This is a genomic window from Neisseria sp. P0009.S010, assembly GCF_051958545.1.
GTDB lineage: Bacteria > Pseudomonadota > Gammaproteobacteria > Burkholderiales > Neisseriaceae > Neisseria > Neisseria subflava_A.
Genome location: NZ_JBQCVH010000002.1, coordinates 115,068 through 130,962, shown reverse-complemented (window position 1 = coordinate 130,962; position 15,895 = coordinate 115,068). Strand labels below are relative to the sequence as shown.

The following is a 15,895-nucleotide window of genomic DNA, read 5'->3' as shown; positions in this document are numbered from 1 at the left end:
TGTGATCATTCAGGCTCTTAAGGACCTTGTTTTGGAGAGTTTTGTTCTTTTGGTTTGTTCGCTTTCCGCGTTTGTATTTGGCTTTGTTTGGGGTGTTTTCTTTGCAATGTATTTGTGTGTTTTTCTTAGGGTATATGCTTGCTTCTTATCCGTGTGAGTTGTCACGGCACATGGCGGGAACCATTATCGGATCCAGCGTTCCGCCGCATTGCCAGTTGAGCAACCAAGTCGAATCGTTATTATTTCGATAAGGGGTCAGGGTCAGGACTTTGCCTTTGTTTTGCCCTTTATCGAAGGGAATACTGATTTTGCCTGTATCTGCTTCTACAGTTACGCCACCGTTTTGGATGTATGTGCCACCGATGCGTTGAGCGGTAACGCCGATTGAGCCTTGTTTACTGACATCCTCTGCATTGGGCAGGCGATTATTTACCGCTGAGGCAATGCTGATTTCGGTTTTCAGGTCGTCGGCAAGGTATAGTGCTTCGGAGGCTTGCGCCCTACCGATATAGTTTTGGTAAGTGGGTATGGCGACAACAACCAGAATACCGAGGATGGCGATCACTATCATCAGCTCAATCAGGGTAAAACCTTTTTGGGCTTGAAATGGGGTATTCATTTGAGTGTATCGTTTTTAAGTTTTTTTATTTTTATAAAGCAAATCCCATAATTGCCTTATGGGATTTGCTTTTATTTAGACTGCAATACCAATATTAGCGGCAGTTAGCAGGAACGTGTTTGGTTTCACCACCAGTAGATTTACATTTCCAAGTGATAGGAAACTCAGGTTTTTCTTGGTTAGGGGTCAGAGTAAAGACAGGCTGTTTACTAGCACCAGTATTTTGAGTAGTTACTGTAATTACACCAGTTTTAGGTGTAATTACAATGCTTTTAACGTAATCGGTACCTTTAGTAGGAAAAGTATAACCAGTATTAGTAGCAGTAACCTTATCTAAACCACCTAAAGCTGCAGAAGTTTCTGCTACAGCCAACTTGGCAGGCTCAGCTAAGCTCAGACCTTCTGAAATTTTAGCGCGGATGGTGTAGTCTTGGTATGCAGGCAGAGCGATTACGGCCAGAATGCCCAAGATGGCGATGACGATCATCAATTCGATCAGGGTAAAACCTTTTTGGATTGCTTTCATTGTTTAAAACTCCAGTTTGAAAGTGTGAATAATTGTGTTTAAGTAAAAAGTCCGTAATGTGCTTGGCACTATGTATTATGAGTAAACCATAAGTAAGAAGGAATATACAGCTTCCGTCGGGCTTGCTGCTTTGAGGCTTGGGCCTTATCGGATGTGTTGTTACAAGCAGTCTGTGTGCCAAGTGCGCAAAACTGATTAAAAATTTTATTTTTTATTTTTTATTCATTGTTTTTATTGGGATTATTTTTTAATTTTTAGATTTTGTGAGGTTTTGTTTGAAAGTTTCAGGATTTTAGGGAAATTAGGGGGTTGACGTTTTTTGTCAGTTTTGTGTTTTTTGTGACAGAGAGTGTGTGCAAGTTTGGTCATGTGACGTTTTTTGTCAGAAATTTGGCTTGGTTAATAATATGTTAATTGATTTAGATGGGCGGTGTTTTTATGGATTAATCGGTGGGTTTAATATTTTGTGATTTTATTTTTTTGTTTTTTATGGGTTTTATTTTGGATGCGTATTTTGTTTGAATACGGATAAGGAGAAAATTTGGAAGGAAGGATTTTTGAAGAGGATTTGGCGTAATAGGTGAATGAAATTTTGTTATTGGAATTATATTCATTTGGGTTATGATTTTGGTATGTAGTTTTATGTCAGAAGGAAGTTCTGGTTTCGAATTTTAAGGCTTTGGATTCCTTGAGTGTTTTAAAAGGGTATATTCAGGATGTTTATATTTTTGAGTGTGATTAGGGTGAGCAAAAAATGCTCACCCTATGTTTTTAAGATGTTCAGACGGCCTTTATGGGGTCAAGACTTCGATCAATGCCTGTTTTAGGGTATTTTGGGTTTGTGGGTCTTGTAGGGATGGGCTGTAGGTAATGAAGCTGTCCTCAATGCGCTGATCCAAGGTGGTAATTTTGGCGTAGCGCAGGCTGATGTTGTGTGCGAAGAAGGTCTCGGCGATGTCGGCGAGGAGGTGGGGGCGGTTGACGGCGGTGATGTCTATGGTGTGCCAGCCGGGATAATCTTCTTCGGGGGTGATGATTACGGTAGGCGGAATGGGGATGTGGCGGATGCGGCGGCTGATGTGCGGGCGGCCGCTTTGTTTTTGGACGGTGGTATTGCCGTGGATGAAGCTGTTGAGTTCGGCTTCGAGTGCGCTTTGGCGGTCGGGATATTCTTCGGGCGGGAGATTGTCGGGAAGTTGGAGGATAAAGGTATCGAGGATGTAGTCGTGCTCGGTAATGAAGGCACGGGCTGCTTGGATGTCGAAGCGGTGGCTGCTGAAGATGCGGCAGAGGCGTGCGAAGAGGCGGTCGCCATTGGGCATGAACACCATGACTTGAAGGCTGTTGCTTTGGGGAAGGATGCGGCTGCGGACGGCCGGACTTTGGGTGTCGTAGGCGAGGTTTGCGGTGTGCCAGAGGATTTCCCGCGTCTGATGGCGGACGTAGTATGCGCTGCCGAGGATGCGGCGGAGTTTTTGTTGGTTTTTGAGGGGGACGGCCGCGCGTGTGAGCTGGTCGGTCGAGGCTTGTTCGCGTCGGTTGGGGAGGCGTTCGGGATCGTGGTTTTTGCTGTTTAAAACGGCGGCGGTGCTGTGGTAGAGGGTTTGGAGCAGGCTGGCGCGCCATGTGTTCCAAAGTTTGGGGTTGGTGCCGCGGATGTCGGCAATGGTAAGCAGGTAGAGTGCGTCGAGGTATTCGCGTGTGGGAATACGGCGGCAGAAGGCTTGGAGGACGTGAGGATCTTGGATGTCTTCTTTTTGGGCAACGGTGGACATGAGCAGGTGGTTTTCAACCAGCCATGCGAGGAGGTGGCTTTCTTCTTCGGTGTAGTAGTGGTTGGCGGCGAATTGTTGTGCGTCTTTGATGCCTTCTTTGGCGTGATCGCCGCCACGGCCTTTGGCGATGTCGTGCAACAGGGCGGCGGTGTAGAGGACATGTGGTCGTGGGTAGGCCTGCATGATGGCGCTGGCCTCGGGCATTTCGTGGCTATGGGTTTCGATGGCGAGACGGCGCATATTGCGGACGACGGTCAGGATGTGGTCGTCTACGGGGTAAATATGGAAGAGGTCGTGTTGGAGCAGGCCGGTGATTTTTTCCCATGCGGGGAGATAGCGGCCAAGTACGCCGTAGAGGTTGAGAAAACGGAGGGTTTGGGTAAGGCCGGTGCCGTGTTTGAAGAATTGGATAAAGCGGCGGCGGTTTTCTGGATTTTGGGTAAAACGGGTGTTGATTTTTCGTGTGGCCGCCCACCATGCGCGCAGGGTTTGCGGCTCGATGGTGGTGATGTTTTGCTCCTGCATGGTTTGAATAATGGTGAAGATGTGTTCGGGATTTTGTTCGAACAGGGCAAGGTCGTTGGTGGCAATTTGGTGGCCGATGCGTTTGTAGTGGCTGTCGATGGGGTGGATATGTTGGGGATGGCTGGAGGTTTGATGGTTTTTGAGAACCGGAATAAGGATGCCGTTGAGTTGTTTGATGGCTTTGGTGGCTCGGTAGAAGGTGTGCATCAGGGCTTCGCTTCTGCCGCGGATGTCGGGTTGGGGATAGCCTAAGCTTTCGGCGACTTGGGACTGGTAGTCGAAAAGCAGTCTGTCTTCGGGGCGGTCGGCGGTAAGGTGGAGGTGAATGCGGATGTTGGCGAGACGGCGGTAGCCATGAGCCAGCATGCCGGCTTCAGTGCGTGTGAGGACGCCTGCGGTAACGAGGGCAGTGGGGTTGCTGTCTATGCCTTGTGCTTTGGCTGTCCAGATAAGGGTATGGATGTCGCGCAGGCCGCCGGGGCAGGTTTTGATGTTGGGTTCGAGTTGTGCGCCTGTGCCTTGGGATTTGGTATGGCGTTGCTCCATTTCGAGGAGTTTGGCTTCGATAAAGGCGGCTGTGTCGCGACGTGTGTTGAGTTTGTTTAGAAGTTGGGCGGTAAGGTCGGCATTGCCTTGTAGGTGGCGTGCTTCAAGAAAGGCGGTTTCGCCGGTAATGTCGTTTTGGGTACTTTGGAGTATTTCTTCTATGCTGCCGCTTTTGATGGCGGGATTGAGGCGTGCGTCCCAAAGGGTTTGGATAAATTGGGCGGTTTGTTGTTGCAGGCCGTCTGAAAATGGGGCCGAGGAAATAATCGCTAAGTCCCAGTCAGAATGGGGGTAGAGTTCGCAACGCCCGAAGCCGCCGATGGCAATGAGACTGATGTCGTCGCTGTCGGGAAAGTGGATTTGCCAGAGGGTTTGCAGCAGGGTTTCGGCAGCGGCGATATGGTCGCGGAAGTAAACGGTAGGGCGGTTGTTTTGGCGGTAGGCGGTTTCTGCTGCTGCTTTTTGCTGCTGGTAGGTTTGGATGGCTTGTTGGGCGGCGGTCATAATGATATCTGGCTGTGAACTAGGCTTGGGTGTCGGCAGGCTCGGTCATTTGGCGGAGCATCTCTTGCGGCGGAAGAAGGAGTTTGTAAGGGGCGATTTTGAGTGCGGATGCGATTTTTTCGATGTTGGAAAGGGCGATGTTCCAGCGTTTGCGCTCGACGGCGGAGACGTAGGTGCGGTCAAGTCCGCATTGGCGCGCCAGTTCTTCTTGCGACCAGCCGTGATTAACGCGGTAGAGGCGCATGTTGTAAGCGATAACGGCACGGAGGTCTTGCGGATCGGGCAGGCTTGGAGGGGGAGTGAGTTTGTTGACCATGGTATTTTGAGTTTGTGGTTTGAACGATAAGGAGATTTTATACTATTTTTGTGAGGGGAAAGGAAAGGCCGTCTGAAAGTTTTCAGACGGCCTGAGACCTTTGCAAAATTCCTTTTCCCCCGACAGCCGAAATCCAAACACAGGTTTTCGTTTATTTCCGCTCCTAATTACTCCTGATTTTACCCAAATATCCCCTTAATCCTCCCCGGACACCCGATAATCAGGCATCCGGCCGCCTTTTAGGCGGCAGCAGGCGCACTTAGCCTGTTAGCGGCTTTCAATAGGTTCAAACACATCGCCTTCAGATGGCTTTGTGCACTTACTTTGAGCAGACCAAAATAGACTGCCCGGGCGTAGCGGAATTTACGGTGCAGCGTACCGAAGCTCTGTTCGACCACATAACGGGTTTTTGATAAATATCGGTTGCGTTTGGTTTGCGCTTCCGACAGCGGATGTTTGCGGTGGGCTTTGCGCATAATACCGTCCTGCAGCCGATGCTCTTTCAGATGTTGCCGGTTTTCCTCACTGTCATAGCCTTTGTCGGCATAGACGGTCGTATCTTTGGCTATACCTTCCAGCAAAGGCAACAGATGGTTGCACTCATGGGTATTGGCGGGGGTGATGTGCAGTTTCTCGATATAGCCTTCCTCATCGGTGCGGGTATGTTGTTTGTAACCGAGTCTGTAGAGGCCGTTTTTCTTTATCCAACGGGCATCGCTGTCTTTACTCGGTGTGGTTTGGCCGCTGACTTGTCCTTCCTCATCGACTTCTATAGCCTGACGCTGTTTGCTGCCGGCGGTCTGAATAATGGTGGCGTCAATGACGGCGGCGGATGCTTTCTCTACTTTTAAACCTTTTTCGGTCAGTTGGCAGTTAATCAGTTTTAGCAATTCGGACAGGGTGTCGTCTTGCGCCAGCCAGTTGCGGTAGCGGCATAAGGTGCTGTAATCGGGGATGCTCAGTTCGTCAAAACGGCAAAACAGGTTGAAATCGATGCGGGTGATGAGGCTGTGTTCGAGTTCGGGATCGGAGAGGCTGTGCCATTGTCCGAGCAGGACGGCTTTGAACATGGACAACAGGGGATAGGCGGGACGGCCGCGGTGGTCTCGGAGGTAACGGGTTTTTTGACGATTCAGGTATTGTTCGATCGGTTGCCAATCAATTACTTGATCCAACTTCAATAGTGGGAAACGGTCGATGTGTTTGGCAATCATGGCTTGTGTGGTTTGCTGGAAGAAGGTACTCATGAAAAATCCCCTAAATGTCTGGGTAGGAATTTAGGGGATTTTGGGGAATTTTGCAAAGGTCTCCTATTGCCTTGATGCACGGTTGCTTAGGTTAAAACTTCATCTCCAAAGTCAGGGTGTAATTTCGTCCCGGTGCGGCGTAGCGGTTATACCTGCCGACATTATTGTGCCTATTGACCGCTCCTTCGGCAGTCTGCCTTACAGACTCCCAAGTGGTATACCGGTAGTTGAAGAGGTTATACACGCCTGCGCGCAGGGTCAGGTGTTTCTTGATATTGTAATATCCGGAAACATCCGTAACATGCCAAGGCCGCGTCCGCCGTGATGCTGCTTTTTTAGCATTGGCATTACCGTTCAACAGCGCCTGGCTGCCTAGCAGTTCGTCAACAGATTTTGCCTTGGAATAAGTAAACATCGTATTGATACCCCATATTCCGTCAGGATGGTCGTAACCCAAACCCAATACATATCGTGAAGGTTGGACGGCATCAAAGAGATATGAAGTTACAAACGTCCTGTCGGCGCGTATATCGGCATCTTTGACCTTGATGCGGTTATAGGCAAGCGTGGAATACAACCCGTCCGGCAACCCGCCCCATACACCGTGCCAATCGATTTTACCCAAAATATTGATACCGGCTATCCGTGCATTTTGAGCATTTCGATATCCGGGGTCGCCAGAAGCCGAAGTTTGCCCGTTTTGAGTTCGGGTTTCATAACCGAATGCAATCAGGTCGCGATAAGCATTGTTGAAATAGCTGGCTTCCAAATTGCCGAAGTCCCCTTTAAATACAATACCTGTCTCTCTATTAAAGGATTTTTCCGGTTTCAGATCCAACGTTTTCAAAGACTCCCCGGCTCTCCAGCCGTACATTTCGGCAAACGACGGTAGACGGAAGCCCGTAGAAGCGCGATAAGTCAAATCCATCCAGGTGAAAGGCTTGAGGACTACGCCTGCGTTCCAAGAAAGGTTGCGGTGAGTGCCGGTAGAGACACTCTTATCTTCCGAATGCGTACTGCGATAATCGTAACGTATGCCTGCTCCGACATCCGCCCACCTGCCCAAACGAACATTGTCTTGAACGGCTGCATAATAACCGTTGCCGCCGATATTCCTCGGTGTGCAGTCTGTATAGGTGTTATTGCCGAAACGGCATATCGGCGATGTATTGACCGTGGTCTTGCCGATAGACACCCAATACGGTTTGCCTTGGCTTCCGTTGGGTGACTGCGCCCCTTCCGGGATTTTCGATCCATATGCCTGAACTGCGTTTTGAAGATAATAATCGCTGTGGGACAATTGCGACTTAAAGCGGTCGTACCCTAGATTGATACTCAAATTGTGACGGATTTTGGCCGTATCAAATGCCTTTTTAAATACTGCTTGGAACAGGTTTCGGCTTTCTTCATAAATCATCCGGTCGGATTTATAGAAGGAATACGGTTTATTGCCGTCGGGACGGCAATTTTTATCCGAACCGTCGTGAGAGCAATGCGTCTGCTGCAAACGGTTGTCCAAATCTATACCTTGCCGGTCATAAGAAAGTCGGGCGTAATCGGCCCAGGTATCCTTGTCAGCATTATGGTAAACATATTCGACCCCGTACCGGTTTTTAGTATGGCGTTCATCATAAAACACGCCGGTACCGTAACCGATACCCTGCAATGTACCGCCCTCTCCCTGAACAAACAGCCTTTCGGCCTTATTATTGCCCGAATATTTGCCAAAGCCGCTCGGCGTACCGTTTCTCCGGACACTTTCATTCAGATCGGCCTCGGTAAAATAGGCAGGAACAGTCATATCCCGTGTATCAAAGGTCTGCTGCGTACGTTCAAGAACGGCTCCGACATAATGGCGGTTGTCCAAATGCCAACCCGGTCGGAACAGCCATGATTGGCTGCCATACTCAAGCGGGTCCGCAAGGAAGCGGCTGGGGCCGGTATAATCCTGCGTGCTGACGGTTTTGCGCTCATCTTTGGCCAAAGCATCTTTTTTCGCATTGTCTTTACAGGCCGCATATCCATTGGAACATTCCTCTTCGACAATGAAATTTGCGTACGGATGGGTATCCTCGACCGGCATCAGCCGGTTGAAACTCTGCACACCTTTACCAGCATCTTTATGCGCATGGATTTCCTGCCCCCGCCGTTTAGTATAAATAAGGAGGGCTTCCGCGCCGCCGCTGCGTCCTGCAAGCGCAAGGGACTGTGTCAGGGCATGGTCTTTTCCAGAATAGGCAGTTTTACTCTGAATGCCCCACTGTTTTCCCTCTCCGATAATGTCGGCTGCGGTTTTGGTTTGAAATGCGACCGAACCTGCCAATGCGCCGTTTCCGTATTCTGATGAATTCGAACCCTTGCTGATTTCAACGGCCTTAACGTTTTCATACTCAATTTCATTGATTGCGCCGCTGCTGCCCGCCGTCCTCGTCCCACCCAATGCCGCCTGCGCGGTGTAGGACTGTATTTGCGAAACGCCGTCTACCGTTAAGGAAACGCGGTTTTTATCCATGCCGCGTATTGAATAGCCGGAACTTGCGCCCCGACCCTGTTCGACCACGGCAATACCCGGATCGTAACGGGTCAGGTCTCGGATATTCAAAACCTGTTCTTTACTTAGCGTCTCGGAAGATTTGACCAGCTTGCCCAGCCCGGTTACTTCGTTATCACGGCGGGTTTTCTGTTTTTTCGCATTGACCTGCACGGTATCGAGCTGCTTTTCCCACACTTGTCCAGACGGTAAAACATCCGCATAAGCAGGCAGCGCAGTCATCAGCGACAGGCATAAAATATTTAATCGGAACAAATGTTGCTGTTTCATATCATTTCTCTACTTACTGCCTTCAGACGGCATTTAAAACCGATATGCCGTCTGAAGAACTTTCCTCTGTCAACCGGCAGCCCAGTTTACCGGACAAGCTGTTGGCGTTTCGTACCGAATACCACTGCCGCCTTGCCGCTTTCTCCCTCCAATGTATTTCCGGAGAACGATCCGCCCATCTCAATGGCGGTTTTGCCGTAGAAGCCGCCGGACACATCTGCACGGATATTCGTCCGTTTCGGATCGATGGTATTTTTCGGATCTAATGCAAAGCCGTTTTCACCGGTTTTCGCCACACCTGAAAAACCGTTGCCCTGAATCGTGGCAGTGATGGTGAATACGGGGGCAATGCGGTCTTTCGCCGTCAGCATACCGTTGAGGGTTTTCTCGGCAAAATTAACTTTAAACTCCGCCCGGTTACCGCCTTCCTTATTGGAAGGTTCGGCACTCCAGCTCGTACCATTAACAATAGTACCCGACCATGTACCGCGATATACCGCCTCTCCCGCCGTTACAGGCATATCGGAAACCGGCGTACGGCTGCCCTGCAGGAACATATCGTGCGAACCGCCGTGTTCCAACACCCCGAAATGCAGGTAATCCAAATTGGAGCAGCATACCGACACCTTCACACCGTCTTTCTCAAATACATGCTGGAATGCCGTCTGAGTGCCTTCGGACGGCACAAGCGCAAGCTCTACGCCGTCAATCAGCAGTTTGGCCACGTTGCCAAAGCTGTCTATCTGTTTTTTCACAAAATCCGCACCGATGCGGTAAGCGTCCATAAAGGTTTCAGCCAATGGTTTTTCTGCACCGTCTTTCTGTTTCGCGCTGAATACGGCAAGCACTTTCTTATCGTTTGCCAAAAACTTGCCGCCCAACTCATCGCCCTGAGGCCCGTAGAAACCACCTTCCAGACTATCAGAATCAGAAACAAAGGGATGACCGTTCCCAGTATCTTTATCTGCAGCCAACGCCTTACCTTTGAAACGGTTACCGTGCAGGTTAGCCTGAATGTCGTAACGTTTAATTTGTTTGGCTTTATTTTCGGTTTCGTTATGGGTAATCCGGTTATTGCGGTAGAGCGCGCCGGTCATGGTCTTGGCGGCGAAGTCCACCTCAAACTCGCTGGTCAGCCCAAAATCGGTCTGACCTTCCGGTGCCTCGCTTTTATTGCGCAACACATCCGCTTCCTCGGCAGACAAAGCCCCGTACCTATCGCCCGCTTGCGAATTACCCAACTGGGAAAACTTCTGTTTTTCCTTGGCATCGGTTACATAATCCCAAGTGCCTTTGTAAATCGACTTGCCCATCGGCAGAGCTTGGGAAGGATTGCTGCCTTTGTAGAAAAGGTAGCCGTCCGCGCCGGAAAGGGCGATATTGTTTTTGAAATCGATTTTATTGGCACCGTTGCGGTAGATATAGCCCGAGCGGACATATTGGAAATCCGTGTATCCTTCCACACGGCTTTTGCCATCGCCCGTTGTGATGGATTCGTTCAGCGTACCCTTATCCATCGCAAAAATCTCATTCTTTTGGGGAAACTCACCCGGCTCACCCGCACCTAATTTCTCCCAATCCGCTTCTGATAATGCCTTATGATCTTCTTTATTTTTCGGGTGCCAGTTCCGACGCGGTATTTTGGCTGCAAAACCGTAAACCGGACGGTCGTTTTCCGCCGCCTGCGCTTCATCGGGTTTTGCCGGTTTTTCAGTCTGTTCGTCTTGGTATTTCGGTGCTTCGGACTGCGGGTTGTGCTGTTTCGTTTCCACGCTGTCCAAATCGAAACTGCCGCCACCCGCGCAGGCAGAAAGCAGCAGCACAGGCAGGATACCGGCTGCTTGGGCAATAAGTGAATTTTTCATATCAACTTTTTTAAAAATGATAATAGTTTATATTTTATTAACTTAAAATGTAATTTGCAAACATTTTCTGACGTACCTTCACAAAAAACACCCGCACATCCTTACTCCGGATATGCGGGTGTTTGAGCAAACCTTGACTAACCCAAAGACACCATTTCAATCTGCTCCATCGTTCTACTTAGAAAACGTTCGCCTATCATTCTGAATTTCAAAGGAATATCGCTGACATAAAAACGATAGTCGGGATTATTGTTGTCAGTATTGAGAAATCCCTCCTGCGCAAGGACGCGTGCTGTTTCTTCAGCCGTCGTAATTGCAGAATCAACCAACGCGACATTACCCGCCTCCCTACCGATTAAGGGCTTGAGCAAGGGAAAGTGCGTGCAGCCCAACACCAGCGTATCGATGCCGTCTGCAAGCAATGGTTTGAGGTATTCGCATACGGTCAGGCGGGTAACTTCATGTTCCAACCAACCTTCCTCCACCAAAGGGACGAGCAGCGGCGCAGCCTGCGTGCGGACGAGCGTATCAGGGTTGTTCCTATGGATGGCGCGCGCATAAGCATTGCTGTTGACTGTCGTATTGGTGGCGATAATGCCGATTTTATTGTTGCGCGTCGTTGTCAGCGCGGCTTTCGCGCCGGCGGAAATCACGTCCAACACAGGCATATTGAGACCTTTGCAAAATTCCCCAAAATTCCCTAAATTCCAACCAAGACATTTAGGGGATTTTGGGGAATTTTGCAAAGGTCTCGGCCTTAAAGAGGGTAGGTATAAAAAAAAGGGGGTGGCTTTCGGCCACACCCAAACACACACACATCAAGAGGAAAGAAAAATCATTTAATAAGAGAGCTGGCTCTTATAGAGGAAAACTGGATGATTCGGGCTTGACCCTGAAGCATTGAAAGGCATTATAAATGAAAATAGGGTTAGGGTATTGATACAGGTCAATTCGGGCTTGATTTAGAAAATATATTTTTAGGATAGTGGAAATAAATTAAAAATAAGGTTTGATTGTGAATAAAAGTCATTAGGCCGTCTGAAAAATGGGTTTCAGACGGCCTGATTGGTTTGAAGGCTGCTACTTAGTATATAAATAAAGTATTAAGCCAAACCTTTATCTTTGGCTTCTTGCAGGCGGGCTTCAAAGTTACTGAGGTTGACGCCTGCCTGTTCGGCTGCGGCAACTACTTCGGCTACAGATGCGCCGTGTTGCACTTGATGATAACCCCAAAGCAGGGAGCAGCGAGTGCCGGTGCGGCAGAAGGCAAGAATGGGAGCCGGAGATTGTTGCAACAGATTTTGGAAGGCTGCAACATCGGCTACGGTGATTTGAGGCGCAACGACGGGCTGGTGGGAAAATTGGTTGATGCCAGCCTCTTTAAACCAGTTTTGTACTTCGGCAAAAGCCGGTTGGTTTTCTTCTTCGCCGTCCGGGCGATTGCAGATGATGGTTTTGATGTCGAGACGTACGGCTTCTTGGACGTCGGCTTCGGTCAGCTGAGGGGCGATATAGAGGGTGTCGGTCAGTTTACGGATAGGCATAGTTTTTCCTTTCTTTATATTAAATGGATATGTTGATTTCAGACGGCCTAGGAAGTGGCAGGCCGTTTGAAGTTTTATTTAATGATTGTACAACCAGTTTTCGAGTTTTTGGCGATCGGTAATGTGCAGCAGGGCAGTATTGGCTTCTGCTGCTTGAACTGTGATGCTGGTTTCACGCAATAGGCCTTGGCGGAAGAAATGGATGGTGGTGCGCGTGCCGATAGGCAGTTTGCCCCACTGCGCTGCAAGGTCGTTGCAGGCATAGCCGCCTAAGGCGATGATTTTATCTTGCGGGCAGAGTCCGGCATTTTCTGCGCTACCGCCATTAAATACATGAGTCAGGACGGCATGATCGCTGTTTTGTTTGAAACGTGCGCCCAAATCGTTGGCGGGGGCAACCGATTGGGGTTCGGTGGCAAATGCTCCGCCGTGCTGGCGTGGTAGGGGAATAAAGTCGAGTTTGACACCTACGCTTTGCAGGCATTCTGCGAGCGGAAGATCATCGGTACTGTATAAGGCCGTCTGAAAGAAGGTTTCTAAATCTAAACCGGTCATTTCTTGGCAACGGGATTGCCAGTGTTTTTCGGGTATGCCTTGATGGGTGTTGCACCAATCGAGATAGTGTTGCTGCATCACGCTGTCGAGGGTGTATTTGCCTTGGCTTTTCTCACGGATGATGAGGTCGAGGCAAAGTGCGGCCAGTGCGCCTTTTTGATAGTAGCTGACGATGGCGTTGGGGCTGTTTTCGTCTTGTTTGTAGAACTTGTCCCATGCGCTGAAACTGGATTGGGCAAGTGTTTGTTTCAGACGGCCATGTGTTTGCTGTACGCGTGTGATGCCTTGTGCAAGCAGGGTAAGGTAGGCTTCGGGGCTGATGGTTTTGCTTCTAGCAAGAAAGAGGTCGTCGTAGTAGGAGGTAATGCCTTCAAATGCCCAAAGTTGCTCGGTATAGTTTTCTTGGTCGAGATTGTAAGGTGCGAAGACGGCCGGTTTGATGGATTTGACGTTCCATGCGTGGAAGTATTCATGGGAGAATAGACCGAGTAATTCGGTATAGGCTTTGTCGGCTTCGCCCATATCGTAAGATGGCAGACTGTGGCGGTCGGCGAGTAGGGCGGTGCTGCTGATGTGTTCCAGTCCGCCGTAGAGGTTGTCTCCCAGATGTAGTAGGAAAAGGTATTCGGTAAACGGGGCAGGGGAAGGGAACATCGCCAACTCGGTTTCGCAGATTTTTTGAATATCGGCGAGGAAGCGGGTGAGGTCGAAATCGGGGTAGATACCGCTTAATGCAATACGGTGGGGAATACCTTGTGCTTCAAAGTCGAGGAATTCGATGATGCCTGTTTCAACAGGGTGATCAATAAGCTCGGCATATGAGGCCGTCTGAAAAGTGGTCGCCGAAATTTGTGGCAGGGTTGTGGCTATCTGCCATGTGTGTGGCAGGGTAGGAAATTCGACTTGGTGCGGTTGTTCCTCTTGTCCGTGTACTTTTAAGAATAGGCATGCGCCGTCGAAAAAGCCACGCTCGGTGCTGAGGAACGAGCCGCGAACTGATAAGTCGAATGCGTAAACAGTGTAGTAAATTTCCCACTCTCCACTGAGAGCAGGGGTTTGCCAATGGTTTTTGCTGGTTTGTGTCAGCAGCTGGGCTTTGCCGTTGCAGCGCGCGCTGATGTGCGTGATATGGCGGGCAAAGTCACGGATGAGGTAGCTGCCGGGAACCCAGTTGGGTAAGCTGATTTCTGTTTCTGAATCATCAGTTTGAGTGAATGATAAGGTGATGTGCCATTCATGAGACAGAAAGTTGGGAGTAATTTTGTAATTAATCATAACTATTGGTTAATTTGCTAAAGTTTATTAAGAATAAGGGGGTTTAAGGGGTGGGCTTAATCTATATCAATAAAACTGTATGAAAAAGGGGGCTTGAAAAAATACCACGTCTGATTTAATGCGTATGTTTTAATAATTTATTGATTATAAAAGAAATGAATTTATGTCTTACTAAATATTTTATGCAATGTGGAATGTAATTTTGCTTGGCATGTTGTGGTGTCTATGTTAAATTTAGAAAAATTTGAGCCTTGGCCGTATTGCGCTTTTCGTAAATGCAGGGGTTGGGGTGAGATAAAAATTTTTTATACCCATAATTTATGGAGACTTCCATGGACACACAAACTTATAACTACAAAGTGGTGCGCCAGTTCGCCATCATGACTGTAGTTTGGGGTATTGTGGGCATGTTGGTCGGCGTTATCGTCGCTGCCCAGCTTTTTGCTCCGGCCCTCGATTTATCCAATATCGGACCTTGGTTCCACTTCGGTCGCCTGCGTCCTCTGCACACCAATGCGGTTATTTTTGCATTCGGCGGTTGCGGTTTGATCGGTACATCATACTACGTTGTTCAACGTACATGTAATACCCGTCTGTTTGGCGGTTGGCTGCCTGCATTTACCTTCTGGGGTTGGCAGGCTGTTATCGTGGCTGCGGCCATCAGCTTGCCTATGGGTTACACCCAAGGTAAAGAATACGCCGAGTTGGAATGGCCTATCGACATTTTGATTACGCTGGTGTGGGTTGCCTACGCCATCGTATTCTTCGGTACGATTGCCAAACGTAAAATCAAACATATTTACGTTGCCAACTGGTTCTACGGCGGCTTTATCTTGGCCGTTGCGCTGTTGCACATCGTCAATAATATCAGCATCCCTGCCGGTTTGATGAAATCTTACCCGGTTTACGCAGGTGCGATTGATGCGATGGTTCAATGGTGGTACGGCCACAATGCGGTGGGCTTTTTCCTGACAGCCGGCTTCTTGGGTATGATGTACTATTTCGTACCAAAACAAGCAGGCCGTCCTATTTACTCTTACCGCTTGTCCGTTGTTCACTTCTGGGCTTTGATTTTCACTTATATGTGGGCTGGTTCACACCACTTGCACTACACCGCATTGCCTGACTGGACTCAATCTTTGGGTATGGTATTGTCTTTGATCCTGTTCGCACCTTCTTGGGGCGGTATGATCAACGGTATCATGACTCTGTCTGGTGCATGGGACAAACTGCGTACCGACCCGATTTTGAAATTCTTGATCGTATCTCTGTCCTTCTACGGTATGTCTACCTTCGAAGGCCCGATGATGTCTATCAAAACAGTTAACGCTCTGAGCCACTATACTGACTGGACTGTTGCGCACGTTCATGCCGGTGCATTGGGTTGGGTAGGCTTCGTAACCATCGGTTCCGTTTACTACATGATCCCACGCCTCTTCGGTAAAAACGAAATGTACAGCACCAAATTGGTTGAAGCGCATTTCTGGATTGCAACCATCGGTGTGGTTCTGTATATCGCCGCGATGTGGATTGCCGGTGTGATGCAAGGCCTGATGTGGGGTTCTTTGAACGAAGACGGCACACTGACTTATTCCTTTGTCGAATCTGTAAAACGTACCATGCCTTACTACATGATTCGTTTCACCGGCGGTCTTCTGTACCTGAGCGGTATGTGCATCATGGCATATAACGTTTACCGTACTGCTATCAGTGGTAAAGCGGTTGATGCTGAGATTCCTGCGGTTTCTCAAACCCAACACCACTAATAATAAGAAAG

At 49.0% G+C, this 15,895-nt stretch carries 10 protein-coding genes and 1 pseudogene; 1 reads left to right on the top strand and 10 read right to left on the bottom strand.

Annotation, left to right across the window (positions count from 1 at the left end; genetic code table 11):
• Nucleotides 1–145: 145 nt before the first annotated feature.
• The 10 genes and pseudogenes from ACTHSN_RS02350 to ACTHSN_RS02305 all read right to left on the bottom strand — a co-directional run bounded on the left by ACTHSN_RS02350 (nt 146) and on the right by ACTHSN_RS02305 (nt 14,118).
• Nucleotides 146–619: a pilin gene (locus tag ACTHSN_RS02350; protein ID WP_440365047.1), complete on the bottom strand. Its 474-nt coding sequence runs from the start codon at nt 617–619 to the stop codon at nt 146–148.
• A gap of 94 nt (nt 620–713) precedes the next feature.
• The gene (locus ACTHSN_RS02345) at nt 714–1,145 is read right to left on the bottom strand and encodes a pilin (RefSeq protein ID WP_219088883.1); all 432 of its coding nucleotides are present in this window, start codon (nt 1,143–1,145) and stop codon (nt 714–716) included.
• A gap of 791 nt (nt 1,146–1,936) precedes the next feature.
• Nucleotides 1,937–4,495 carry a [protein-PII] uridylyltransferase gene (gene glnD / locus ACTHSN_RS02340; protein WP_440365046.1) on the bottom strand — a complete coding sequence of 853 codons (2,559 nt, stop codon included), beginning with the start codon at nt 4,493–4,495 and terminating at the stop codon, nt 1,937–1,939.
• A 19-nt stretch (nt 4,496–4,514) separates the two neighbouring features.
• Nucleotides 4,515–4,811, bottom strand: coding sequence for a helix-turn-helix domain-containing protein (locus ACTHSN_RS02335; protein WP_003680870.1), 297 nt, complete (start codon nt 4,809–4,811; stop codon nt 4,515–4,517).
• A gap of 239 nt (nt 4,812–5,050) precedes the next feature.
• Nucleotides 5,051–6,058, bottom strand: coding sequence for an IS5 family transposase (locus ACTHSN_RS02330; protein ID WP_107810936.1), 1,008 nt, complete (start codon nt 6,056–6,058; stop codon nt 5,051–5,053).
• Between the two features lie 91 nt (nt 6,059–6,149).
• Nucleotides 6,150–8,879, bottom strand: coding sequence for a lactoferrin/transferrin family TonB-dependent receptor (locus ACTHSN_RS02325; RefSeq protein WP_070460052.1), 2,730 nt, complete (start codon nt 8,877–8,879; stop codon nt 6,150–6,152).
• Nucleotides 8,880–8,965: 86 nt separating this feature from the next.
• The gene (locus ACTHSN_RS02320; protein ID WP_070460055.1) at nt 8,966–10,744 is read right to left on the bottom strand and encodes a transferrin-binding protein-like solute binding protein; all 1,779 of its coding nucleotides are present in this window, start codon (nt 10,742–10,744) and stop codon (nt 8,966–8,968) included.
• A 137-nt stretch (nt 10,745–10,881) separates the two neighbouring features.
• A pseudogene (locus tag ACTHSN_RS02315) lies at nt 10,882–11,415 on the bottom strand (glutamate racemase); the annotation flags it as partial.
• A gap of 432 nt (nt 11,416–11,847) precedes the next feature.
• Nucleotides 11,848–12,288: a TIGR01244 family sulfur transferase gene (locus tag ACTHSN_RS02310; RefSeq protein WP_070460058.1), complete on the bottom strand. Its 441-nt coding sequence runs from the start codon at nt 12,286–12,288 to the stop codon at nt 11,848–11,850.
• A gap of 78 nt (nt 12,289–12,366) precedes the next feature.
• Complete coding sequence (locus ACTHSN_RS02305; protein WP_070460061.1) at nt 12,367–14,118, bottom strand: M61 family metallopeptidase; 1,752 nt, start codon at nt 14,116–14,118, stop codon at nt 12,367–12,369.
• A gap of 332 nt (nt 14,119–14,450) precedes the next feature.
• Between ACTHSN_RS02305 and ccoN the strand changes: the two genes are divergently transcribed.
• Nucleotides 14,451–15,884 carry a cytochrome-c oxidase, cbb3-type subunit I gene (gene ccoN, locus ACTHSN_RS02300; protein WP_199900391.1) on the top strand — a complete coding sequence of 478 codons (1,434 nt, stop codon included), beginning with the start codon at nt 14,451–14,453 and terminating at the stop codon, nt 15,882–15,884.
• The last annotated feature ends 11 nt before the right edge of the window (nt 15,885–15,895 follow it).

What these genes read in the sequence shown, in the direction of transcription:
- ACTHSN_RS02350 (WP_440365047.1), bottom strand. Translation starts at nt 619, where the DNA reads ATGAATACCCCATTTCAAGCCCAAAAAGGTTTTACCCTGATTGAGCTG.
- ACTHSN_RS02345 (WP_219088883.1), bottom strand. Translation starts at nt 1,145, where the DNA reads ATGAAAGCAATCCAAAAAGGTTTTACCCTGATCGAATTGATGATCGTC.
- glnD (WP_440365046.1), bottom strand. Translation starts at nt 4,495, where the DNA reads ATGACCGCCGCCCAACAAGCCATCCAAACCTACCAGCAGCAAAAAGCA.
- ACTHSN_RS02335 (WP_003680870.1), bottom strand. Translation starts at nt 4,811, where the DNA reads ATGGTCAACAAACTCACTCCCCCTCCAAGCCTGCCCGATCCGCAAGAC.
- ACTHSN_RS02330 (WP_107810936.1), bottom strand. Translation starts at nt 6,058, where the DNA reads ATGAGTACCTTCTTCCAGCAAACCACACAAGCCATGATTGCCAAACAC.
- ACTHSN_RS02325 (WP_070460052.1), bottom strand. Translation starts at nt 8,879, where the DNA reads ATGAAACAGCAACATTTGTTCCGATTAAATATTTTATGCCTGTCGCTG.
- ACTHSN_RS02320 (WP_070460055.1), bottom strand. Translation starts at nt 10,744, where the DNA reads ATGAAAAATTCACTTATTGCCCAAGCAGCCGGTATCCTGCCTGTGCTG.
- ACTHSN_RS02310 (WP_070460058.1), bottom strand. Translation starts at nt 12,288, where the DNA reads ATGCCTATCCGTAAACTGACCGACACCCTCTATATCGCCCCTCAGCTG.
- ACTHSN_RS02305 (WP_070460061.1), bottom strand. Translation starts at nt 14,118, where the DNA reads ATGATTAATTACAAAATTACTCCCAACTTTCTGTCTCATGAATGGCAC.
- ccoN (WP_199900391.1), top strand. Translation starts at nt 14,451, where the DNA reads ATGGACACACAAACTTATAACTACAAAGTGGTGCGCCAGTTCGCCATC.